Source organism: Streptomyces sp. NPDC050704 (assembly GCF_040654355.1).
Classification (GTDB): domain Bacteria; phylum Actinomycetota; class Actinomycetes; order Streptomycetales; family Streptomycetaceae; genus Streptomyces.
Map to the genome: position 1 here is coordinate 1 of NZ_JBFAHW010000212.1, position 9,689 is coordinate 9,689.

Below are 9,689 nucleotides of genomic sequence, written 5' to 3' on the forward strand. Positions count from 1 at the left end.
GGCCTGGGCTTCGGCCCAGGCCCCCCAGGCCCCAACGGCTCCGCGGGCCGGCACGGCAACCCGCGGCCATCGCCACCGCACGATCCGACGGTACGGCGGCTCAGGGGAGGAGCCGGTCGAACCGAAACGGCGCGAGGGCTTGAGGACGCTGCCCCGTGCGGATGTACTCGGCGAGTCCGCTCCCCGTGGCCGGCCCCAGCGTGACGCCGAGCATGCCGTGACCGGTCGCCGCGAAGGCGTTGTCCCGCCCGGGGACCCGGTCGATGACCGGGAGCCCGTCGGGGAGGAACGGGCGCCCGCCGACCCAGGGGTCCCGGATCAGACTGACCAGGTCGTCCGGATCGTCGAACCACTGGCCGAGGTAGTGCCGGCTCGCGAGCGCGACCGCGACGACACGGCGCCAGTCGAGCCGGTTGTTGTTGCCGCTCAGCTCCATCGTGCCGCCGATCCGCGTGGTGCCGCCGATCGGTGAGGCGACGGCCCTGCGCTCGCCGAAGTACAGCGTGTGCCGGGGCGCCGGATCCAGGTCGACCGAGAAGCTGTAGCCCTTGCCCGCCTGGAGGGGCAGCGGCTGCCCCAGTGACCTGAGCAGGTGTGAGGAGCGCATGCCGGCCGCGATGACGACGGCCGAGCAGGGAATCTCGCCCTGGGCGGTCCGCAGTGCGGTGACACGTCCGCCCGAGGTGCGGAATCCGGTGGCCTCCGCGTTCTCGTGGACCTTCACGCCCCGCGCGGAGAGCGCCTCCCCCAGCGCGAGGGAGAACGCCTCCGGATCGACCACACCCTCCCCCTCGACGAGGTAGGCCGCGCGCACCCGGGACGACAGCGCGTCGTCCAGCAGACGTGCCTCCGGACCCGTGGTGACGTCGTCGGGCATCGGGTAGCGGCCGTCGGCCATCTCCCGCTGGACCGCCAGGTGGTGGCGGGCCTCGGTCGACGACAGGAAGGCGTGCACCATGCCGGGCCGGGTCAGCGTCGTGTCGACCCCGTCCTCGCGCAGGCCGTCGAAGAGGTCGAAGGTGCTGTGGTTCAGCTCGGCGATCGCCGCGTAGCCGCGCCGGAAGGCGGCCGGTGTACTGCTGCGCCAGAACCGCCACAGCCACCGGACGAACGCCGGATCGGGCAGCGGCCGCAGATAGAGCGGCGAGTCCGGCTTTCCCAGCGAGCGCAGGGCGTATCGCACCACTCCGGGGGCGGGGACAGGCGTCGAATGACTGAGGCAGACCCAGCCCGCGTTGCCCCGGGACGCCCCGGAGCCCAGGCCTCGCCGCTCGACGATCTCCACCGGCAGACCGGCCGCGGCGAGGTAGTACGCCGTGCACAGCCCTACGACGCCGCCCCCGACGACCACGACGGGCTGGTCGCCGACCGGGCCCGCCTTGCCGAGCACACCGGTCATGACGTTGTCCCGTACGAGGCGAGGAACTCCCGGGTGCGGGCCTGGGCTGGATCGTCGAGGACGTCCTCGGGCCTGCCCTCCTCGACGATCCGGCCGCCGTCGACGAAGACGACGTGGTCGGCCACCTCGCGGGCGAAGGGCAGTTCATGGGTGACCAGCATCATCGTCATTCCGTCCGCGGCGAGTTCCCGCATCACGCTCAGTACCTCCCGGGTGGCCTCCGGGTCCAGGGAGGAGGTGGGCTCGTCGAAGAGGAGTACCTCGGGCTTGAGGGCGAGGGCCCGGGCGATGGCGACGCGCTGCTGCTCGCCGCCGGAGAGCTGTTCGGGCTGGGCGAGGGCCCTGTGGGCGACCCCGACCCGGCGCAGCAGTCCGACGGCCCGCTCCAGCGCCTCCGGTTCGGGGATGCCGGCCTTGCGCTGCGCCAGGACGACGTTCTCCACGGCCGTGAGATGCGGGAACAGGTTGAACCGCTGGAAGACCATGCCGACGGTGCGGCGCAGCCGGGCCAGGTCGCGGCAGACCGTACGGCCGTCCTGGTGGACCACCTCTCCGGCGACCTCGACCGTGCCCTTGTCGGGCCGTTCGAGCAGGTTGACGCAGCGCATCAGGGTCGTCTTGCCGCCGCCGCTCTGCCCGATGACGCTCACGATGCGGCCCCGGTCGACCGCCAGGTGGACGTCGTCGAGCACCAGCCGCCCGTCGAAGGACTTACTCAGACCCTCGATCCGTACGACGGCCTCGGGCGGCGCGGACTCGCCGGTCGGCGCGACCTCGGTGGCGTCGGCGGTGGTCGCCGCTGCGGCCTCGGCGGGCTCGGCGGTGGCTTTCGCCGTGGTGACAGGCTCGGTCATACCGCCGCCTCCTTCACTCGTACGTCCGTGTCCGTGGTCGGGTCGGCGGCCAGCAGGGCGCGGGCCGCTCGCAGGCGCCGCCGTCGCCAGGGGGACAGCGGGACGCCCGCCCGTACCTTCCTCTCCAGCAGCAGGAGCAGCTGGGAGAGCGGGTAGCAGAGGGCGAAGTAGATGGCTGAGATGACCAGGTACACCTCCAGTGCCCGGAAGGTCGCGGAGGTGATGAGCCGGCCCTCCGACATCAGCTCGGCGGCGGAGACGGTGACGAGCAGCGAGGTGGACTTGAGCAGGTCGACCAGCATGGTGTTGGTGCCGGGCAGCGCCTGCCGCAGGGCCTGCGGCAGGACGATGTGGCTGAAGATGCCCACCTTGCCGAGGCCGAGCGCCTCGCCCGCCTCCGTCTGTCCGGCGTGCACACCGCTGATCGCGGAGCGAAAGATTTCGGACAGGTAGGCGGCGTAGAAGACGACCAGGCTGACGCAGCCGGCCGTGAACACGTCGAGCCGGAGCCCGGCCGAGGCCAGGCCGAAATAGGTCAGGAAGATGATGGCGAGCAGCGGGATGTTCTTGAACAGCTCGGTGTAGACGGCGGCCACGGCACGGGCGGGCCACGCCTTGCTCAGCCGCAGCAGTGCCACGGCCAGGCCGAGGGCCACCGCGCCCACGAAGCTCACCACGGTGTACGAGACGGTGCGCCAGAGTGCGTCGAGCAGGTCGGACTGGTAGTCGGACCAGGGGACTTGAAAGAGATCGGACACTGTCAGCCCCTCACTGCGCGATGGACGGCGGCGTCCAGTCCTGGGGCCGGTCCACGCCTCGGCGCGCGGTGGCGACGTCGGCGGACGGCTTCAGGAACTGCTCGGGGTCCCCGCCCCACTTCTTGACGAGCTTCTCCATCTCGCCGTTCTCGTACATGGCGTCGATCTGCGCGGAGATCGCCTTCTCCAGCTTGGTGGCCTTCTTGGGCAGGTAGAAGCCGGTCTGGTACGGCTGGAAGTACTGGTAGTCGGGCTCCGCCTTGACCTGCGCGGCGGTGGGCGGCGTCATGTACTGGGTGTCGATCTTCAGGTCCGGCCGTTCCTTCTGCGCCGCGATGATGATCAGCGGGTCGAGGAATCCGACGTCGACCCGGCCGGCGCCGAGGTCGTCGAAGACTCCGTTGGCATCCGGATAGGCGTGCAGCTTGGCGTCGGGCACGGCCTGGATCGACTTCACCCAGACGTAGCCCTCGACCGTGCCCAGCTCCAGGCCCTTCAGGTCGTCCACCGTCTTGTAGGTCTTCCCGGACCGGACGGCCATCGCCGGAGGCGAGTAGTACGGCGGATCGGTGAACAGTCCCTGTTTCTGCCGGTCCGCGGACCAGGCGACACCGCCGATGGTGATGTCCACCCGGTTGGACTGCACCCCGGCGAGCATGCCGGCGAAGTCGGTCACCTGGGGCTTGACCTCAAGGCCGAGCTTCTTGGCCGCGTAGTTGAGGATGTCGCCGTCAAGACCGACGATCTTGTCGCCCTGGACACTGGTGTAGGGCGCGTACGGCTGGACGGCCACCTTGATCACGCCAGGCGTGAGCGTGTCCAGCGCGGCGGTCTTCGCGGACACGTTCTTCGGTTCGTCGTCGTCACCCGAACCGCAGGCGGCGACGGCTGGAAGCAGGAGGATCGCTGACAGGCCAGCGACAAGCGAGCGCACACGGATCATCGGCGTGGGCCTTCCGTATCGGCACTGAAGGAACCCGCCTGTTCACCGCGTCGTGCCCCCGGCGGGGATGTTGTGATGGGGCCATACGCTAGGCACAGGCTTGCTGTGCGTCACCGTTCACTTCGTACGAACTTGTGGCCGAAATCGCTCGTTACACTGTACGGTGCGTCCATCTCGGGCCCGTTTCCCGATCTTCGGCCCATCCCCCGACGGGAGGAACGCTCGTGCTGAGCCCGTCGCTCGCGCAGGAGATCGCCGGGGACACCTCCGCGGTCATCGGCTTCAACGTGCTGATCACCGACGCGGAGGGCATGGTCATCGGCAGCGGCGACAGCAGCCGCGTCGGCTCCTTCCACGAGGCGTCCGTCGAGGTGATCCGCACCCAGGAACCGGCCACGCACAGCGCCTCGCAGGCCCACCAACTCCGGGGCGTACGGCCCGGAGTGACCCTGCCGCTGGTCACGGACGGACAGGCGGTGGGGACGGTCGGAATCACCGGCACGCCCGCCCAGGTGCGCCGCTTCGGCCTGCTCGTGAAGCGCCAGACGGAGATCCTGCTCCGGGAGTCCGTGATGCTGCGCTCCCGTCTGCTCGCCGAACGGGCCGCGGAGAAACTGCTGGCCGACATCGCCTCGTACGACCCCCAGGTCGTGGAAGGCGACTTCCTCGGCTTCCGGGCCGCCGAGCTGGGCTTCGACCTGCGGCTGCGGCGGGTCGCGGTGGCGTTCGAGGTGACCGTGCCCGACCGGGGGAACGACAGGGGAAACCGCCGCCACGCCGCGCCGACCCGGGACATGGCGCTGGTCCGCTCGGAGCTGCTGCGCACGGTCCGCGAGGTCTTCGCCGACCCCCAGGACATCGTCGCCACCACGGTGCCCGGCTGGATCGGCGTGCTGCACCGGCTCCCGGCCGACCGGCCGGTGACCTCCCTGGCCGGCGACTGCCGGCGGATCACCGACGTCATCGCCGCCCAGGGCGCACTCACCGCCCGCGCCGGCATCGGCGAACCGGCCGCGTCGATCGGTGCTCTGCACGACTCCTACCAGGACGCGTGCGACGCGCTGCGTCTCGGCGCCCGGCTCGCGGGCAACTCCCCCGTCCATCTGATCAGCGACCTGCGAGTCCACCAGGTCCTGGCCGCGGTGGGCCAGCCCGCCCGCAACCGCCTGCTCGCCCTCACCGCCGCGGACCTGCGCGCCCAGTCCGACTGGCCGGTACTCCGCGACACGATCACCACGTGGTGCGAGAGCGGTTTCAATCTCGTACGGGCGTCCGAGGCGCTGCACGTCCACCGCAACACGGTCGTCTACCGGATGAACAAGATCGAGCAGGTCACCGGCCGTCCGCTGCGTGACCACCGGGCCACCATGGCCCTGTATCTCGCCTGCCTGGCGGACCAGTTGGGCAGTGGCGGCGCCTCGGCGGAGGCGTGATCCCCTTCACCCAAGAGGCCGAACGGACCCGGTTACGGTGAAGCCCGCGGGCACCTACACTGGCGTCTCGCGGCAAGCCTGTTGACCTGCTAGAACGCGGCGGTTGAGCCGATCCGGTGGAGTGAGGAGCGACCCCATGTTCTATTACGTGCTCAAGTACGTGATTCTGGGACCGCTGTTGAGGCTGGTCTTCCGTCCTCGAATCGAGGGCCTGGAACACGTACCGGCCTCGGGCGCGGCCATCGTCGCGGGCAACCATCTCTCGTTCTCCGACCACTTCCTGATGCCCGCGATCATCAAGCGGCGCATCACGTTCCTCGCGAAGGCCGAGTACTTCACGGGCCCGGGCATCAGAGGCCGGCTGACCGCCGCCTTCTTCCGCAGCGCCGGGCAGATCCCGGTGGACCGCTCCGGCAAGGAGGCCGGCCAGGCGGCGATCCGCGAGGGCCTCGGTGTGCTGCGCAAGGACGAACTGCTCGGCATCTACCCGGAGGGCACCCGCTCGCACGACGGCCGCCTCTACAAGGGCAAGGTCGGCGTCGCGGTGATGGCGCTCAAGGCCCAGGTACCCGTCATCCCCTGCGCGATGATCGGCACCTTCGAGGCCCAGCCGCCGGGCCGGAAGATCCCGAAGATCCACCCCGTCGTGATCCGCTTCGGCAAGCCCCTCGACTTCTCCCGCTACGCCGGCATGGAGAACGAGAAGGCGATCCTGCGCGCCATCACCGACGAGCTCATGTACGCCATCCTCAAGCTCTCGGAGCAGGAGTACGTCGATCAGTACGCGGCCGTCGTCAAGGCCGAGGAGGCCGCCGCGAAGGCCGAGAAGGCACGCAAGTTCCCGCGCATGCCTCTCAGTTGAAGACACGACACATGAAAGAGGGGGCGGCCGAAACCGGCCGCCCCCTCCTCCTTGCTCAGTGCTGCGGCTTGCTCAGTGCTACGGCTTGGGCGTGGCGTGCGGTGCGCACGTCACGTCGGCCGCGTCGACCTTGCCGGTGAGCAGGTAGGCGTCCACCCGCTCGTTGATGCAAGGGTTGGCCAGCCCGGTCACGCCGTGCGAGCCCGCGTCCTTCTCGGTGATCAGCCGGGAGCCCTTGAACCGCTTGTGCAGCTCGACGCCGCCCTCGTACGGGGTGGCGGCGTCACGCGTGGCCTGCACGATCAGAACGGGCGGCAGTCCCTTGCCGGTCTTCACCTCGACCGGGGTCTGCTGCTTGGCGGGCCAGGTCGCGCACGGCAGGTTCAGCCAGGCGTTGGCCCACGTCATGAACGGGTAGTTCTTGTGCAGCGCGGTGTTGTCGCGGTCCCACTTCTTCCAGCTGGTGGGCCACTTGGCGTCGGTGCACTCGACTGCCGTGTAGACGGCGTTGCCGTTCTCCGCGGAGATGTTGCCCGCGGTGTCCGACAGGTCGGGAGCGGCGGCGTCGACGAGTGCCTGGGTGTCACCGGCGACGTACTTGCTGAAGACCGTCGCGACCGGCACCCACGACGAGTCGTAGTACGGCGCGCTCTGGAAGAAGCCGATGAGCTCGGCCGGGCCGACGACCCCGCCGATCGGGTCCTTCTTGGCCGTGGCGCGCAGCTTGAGCCACTGGTCCTGGACCTCGGCGCGGCTGTCGCCGAGGTGGAAGGTCGCATCGTTCTTGGCGACCCAGTCCTGCCAGTCCTTCCAGCGCATCTCGAAGGCGACGTCCTGGTCGAGGTTGGCCTCGTACCAGATCTTCTCGCGCGACGGGTTGACGACACTGTCGGCGACCATGCGGCGCACGTGCGTCGGGTACATGGTGCCGTAGACGGCGGCGATGTACGTGCCGTACGAGACGCCCAGGAAGTTGAGCTTCTTCTCGCCGAGTGCGGCCCGGATGACGTCCAGGTCGCGAACGGTGTTGGGGGTCGTCATGTGCGGCAGCATCTCGCCGCTGCGCTCGGCGCAGCCGGCCGCGTACTCTGCGGCGAGCTTGCGCTGGGCGCGCTTGTCCGCCTCGGAGTCCGGCACCGGGTCCATCTTGGGCGCCTTCACGAACTCCTGCGGGTCGGCGCAGGAGATGGGCGCCGAGTGGCCGACACCGCGCGGGTCGAAGCCGACGAAGTCGTAGGCCTTCGACGTGTTCACCCAGAGCGGGGCCTTGGTGGTGACCCGGCGCGGGAAGCGCAGTCCGGAGGCGCCGGGGCCGCCCGGGTTGTAGATGAGAGCGCCCTGGCGCTCGGCCTTCGTGCCCGTGTTGCCGATGCGGTCCACGGCGAGCTTGATCTTCTTGCCGTTCGGCTTCGCGTAGTCGAGCGGCACCGTGACCCAGCCGCACTTGATGGGCTTCTCCAGCCCCCAGTCGGCCGGACAGTCCTGCCAGTCGATCCCGGCCTTCGCCGCGCGGGCGGCGGCGATCGCGGCGCCGCGCGCCTGGCTGTCCTGGCCGTGGCGGACGCTGGTCGTGGCGTCCGCGCCGGCCGCCGGGGCCGCTACGGCGCCGGCTATCAGCGTCGCCGTGACGAGCACGCCGGCCGAGCCGAACGCCGTTGCCCTTCTGATACCTCTCAAGTGGGGCCTCCCCGTACGTCGTTGTGGTCGTACGGGGGATCCTTTCGGCTGTGAGGTCCCTGAGAACAGGGGTGACGTGGCTTTTTTGCCAATCCGATAACCGGAACACGTCTGCCCGTTGAGCGGTGACCTTGGTTTCGGCCGGTGTTCAGTCGGCGCCCCGGCCGTTTCAGCCGAGTGTGCGCAACGCCTCGTCGAGGAGGCGACGCAGGTGCAGCGCGTCGGGCGCGAGGGCGGTCACGAGCACACCGGGACCGGCGAGCGGGGTGACCGAGGCGTACTCCCCCAGCAACCGCGCCTCGACCGGCCGAAGCCCGAACTCCGGCCGTACCACGACGAGTTGGCCGAGCGCGCGATGTCCCGCCAGGACAGCGGGACCGTCCCAGCCACCGGGCGCTCCCGGGCCGCAGGACAGATCCTGGTCGAGCAGCGGGCGCCCGTCGAGACGGACGGTGAGCCGACTCGTCAGTCGCCCGGGCTCCTCGTTGGCCCGGCCCAGGACCTGCTCCTCGCGCAGCACCAGCCGCGCTCCCGCCGCGAGGTCGACGCGCGTGGTGACGTACAGCTCGCTGCCGTTCGCGGAGATCAACTGCTCCGGCAGCCAACGCAGTTCGGCGTCGTCGGCGACCGTGAGGCGTACGTCGTATCGTGCCTCGCCCTTGGCCTGACCGGGCAGGGCGATGGTGGCGGCGGCCGATCCGACGTGCAGCTTCGCCCCCGCGGCGGCTGCCGCCTCGACGGTGAAGTGGTCGCCGCCCAGGGGTCCGCTCATCGCGCCGACCAGCATGACGCGCGCCTCGTCCCCACTCGCCCGGGTACGGCGCAGGGCGAGCGGCCCCTCGCCCTCCAGGGTGGGCAGCGCGGTACCGCCCCGGCCGTCGAGCCTGGCGCCGATCCGCGCGGTGGCCCGCACGCCGGCCATCCCGCCGATGCCGGCCGTCCCGCCCGTCCCGGCCATACCTGTCGTCACGCCGTCCACGCGGCGAGCTGCCCCCGTACCCAGGCCGCGACGTCCTTGACGCCGTCCTCGGTCCGCAACGACTGGAACACCACCGGCAACTCGGCCCGCTGGGCCTTCGCGTCGGCGGCCATCCGGCCGAGGTCCGAGCCGACGTAGGGGGCGAGGTCGGTCTTGTTGACCACCAGCAGGTCGGCGGTGGTGACCCCGGGCCCGCCCTTGCGCGGGATGTCGTCCCCGCCCGCCACATCGATCACGAAGATCTGCGCGTCGACGAGCCCCCTGGAGAAGGTCGCGGTGAGGTTGTCGCCCCCGGACTCGACGAGGATCAGATCCAGCGGTCCGATCTCGTCCTCCAGGTCCTCCACGGCTTCCAGGTTCGCGGAGATGTCGTCCCGGATCGCCGTGTGCGGGCACGCCCCGGTCTCCACGGCGGTGATCCGCTCCGGCGGCAGCACGGCCTCCCGCAGCAGGAACTCGGCGTCCTCACGCGTATAGATGTCGTTCGTGACGACGGCCAACGACAGTTCGTCGCGCAGCGCCCGGCAGAGCGCGGCAACAGTGGCGGTCTTCCCGGACCCGACGGGCCCACCGAGCCCGATACGGAGAGCCCGGCGCCGACCGTCGGGCCGATGCGCGTCGGCGCTGACGGCGGACGGGCCGTCGTGGTGGTGGTCGAGATGCATGGTGCGGCTCCAATCTTCAGCCCGTCCGGCGTTTGAGGACGAGGCCGTTCAGGCCGAAAAGCGGGGGTCTGGGTTAAGGGGCGCGGGGAACTGCGCGACAAGCCCCCACCGGCCCGCAG

At 70.4% G+C, this 9,689-nt stretch carries 9 protein-coding genes; 2 read left to right on the plus strand and 7 right to left on the minus strand.

Annotated elements, in window-relative coordinates; translation table 11 throughout:
• Positions 1-100: 100 nt before the first annotated feature.
• Genes AB0I18_RS50590 through AB0I18_RS50605 form a run of 4 tightly spaced genes read right to left on the minus strand, consistent with a single transcriptional unit; the run spans position 101 to position 3,954 of the window.
• Entirely contained in the window at positions 101-1,399 is a 1,299-nt protein-coding gene (locus AB0I18_RS50590) for an FAD-dependent oxidoreductase (protein ID WP_363112633.1), read from the minus strand.
• On the minus strand, positions 1,396-2,253 hold the full coding sequence (locus AB0I18_RS50595) for an amino acid ABC transporter ATP-binding protein (RefSeq protein ID WP_363112634.1): 858 nt from the start codon (positions 2,251-2,253) through the stop codon (positions 1,396-1,398). Before AB0I18_RS50595 ends, AB0I18_RS50590 begins: the two co-directional genes overlap by 4 nt.
• The gene (locus AB0I18_RS50600; protein ID WP_363112635.1) at positions 2,250-3,011 is read right to left on the minus strand and encodes an amino acid ABC transporter permease; all 762 of its coding nucleotides are present in this window, start codon (positions 3,009-3,011) and stop codon (positions 2,250-2,252) included. Before AB0I18_RS50600 ends, AB0I18_RS50595 begins: the two co-directional genes overlap by 4 nt.
• A gap of 10 nt (positions 3,012-3,021) precedes the next feature.
• The gene (locus AB0I18_RS50605; protein WP_363112636.1) at positions 3,022-3,954 is read right to left on the minus strand and encodes a transporter substrate-binding domain-containing protein; all 933 of its coding nucleotides are present in this window, start codon (positions 3,952-3,954) and stop codon (positions 3,022-3,024) included.
• Positions 3,955-4,178: 224 nt separating this feature from the next.
• On the opposite strand from AB0I18_RS50605, the gene AB0I18_RS50610 reads away from it, so the two are divergent.
• Positions 4,179-5,387 (plus strand): sugar diacid recognition domain-containing protein, encoded by a 1,209-nt coding sequence (locus AB0I18_RS50610; protein ID WP_363112637.1) that lies wholly within the window; start codon positions 4,179-4,181, stop codon positions 5,385-5,387.
• Between the two features lie 136 nt (positions 5,388-5,523).
• On the plus strand, positions 5,524-6,249 hold the full coding sequence (locus AB0I18_RS50615) for a lysophospholipid acyltransferase family protein (RefSeq protein ID WP_363112638.1): 726 nt from the start codon (positions 5,524-5,526) through the stop codon (positions 6,247-6,249).
• Positions 6,250-6,327: 78 nt separating this feature from the next.
• Here the strand turns inward: AB0I18_RS50615 and AB0I18_RS50620 are convergent, their stop codons facing one another.
• From AB0I18_RS50620 to ureG, 3 genes are all read right to left on the minus strand, one after another.
• Positions 6,328-7,926, minus strand: coding sequence for an alpha/beta hydrolase (locus AB0I18_RS50620; RefSeq protein ID WP_363112639.1), 1,599 nt, complete (start codon positions 7,924-7,926; stop codon positions 6,328-6,330).
• A gap of 169 nt (positions 7,927-8,095) precedes the next feature.
• Entirely contained in the window at positions 8,096-8,884 is a 789-nt protein-coding gene (locus tag AB0I18_RS50625; RefSeq protein ID WP_363112641.1) for an urease accessory protein UreD, read from the minus strand.
• 8 nt (positions 8,885-8,892) lie between these two features.
• Entirely contained in the window at positions 8,893-9,570 is a 678-nt protein-coding gene (gene ureG, locus AB0I18_RS50630; protein ID WP_363112640.1) for an urease accessory protein UreG, read from the minus strand.
• Positions 9,571-9,689: the final 119 nt, after the last annotated feature.

Bases quoted from the DNA above. Each gene is read 5' to 3' on its own strand.
- AB0I18_RS50590 (WP_363112633.1), bottom strand. From the start codon at position 1,399: ATGACCGGTGTGCTCGGCAAGGCGGGCCCGGTCGGCGACCAGCCCGTC.
- AB0I18_RS50595 (WP_363112634.1), bottom strand. From the start codon at position 2,253: ATGACCGAGCCTGTCACCACGGCGAAAGCCACCGCCGAGCCCGCCGAG.
- AB0I18_RS50605 (WP_363112636.1), bottom strand. From the start codon at position 3,954: ATGATCCGTGTGCGCTCGCTTGTCGCTGGCCTGTCAGCGATCCTCCTG.
- AB0I18_RS50615 (WP_363112638.1), top strand. From the start codon at position 5,524: ATGTTCTATTACGTGCTCAAGTACGTGATTCTGGGACCGCTGTTGAGG.
- AB0I18_RS50625 (WP_363112641.1), bottom strand. From the start codon at position 8,884: ATGGCCGGGACGGGCGGGACGGCCGGCATCGGCGGGATGGCCGGCGTG.
- ureG (WP_363112640.1), bottom strand. From the start codon at position 9,570: ATGCATCTCGACCACCACCACGACGGCCCGTCCGCCGTCAGCGCCGAC.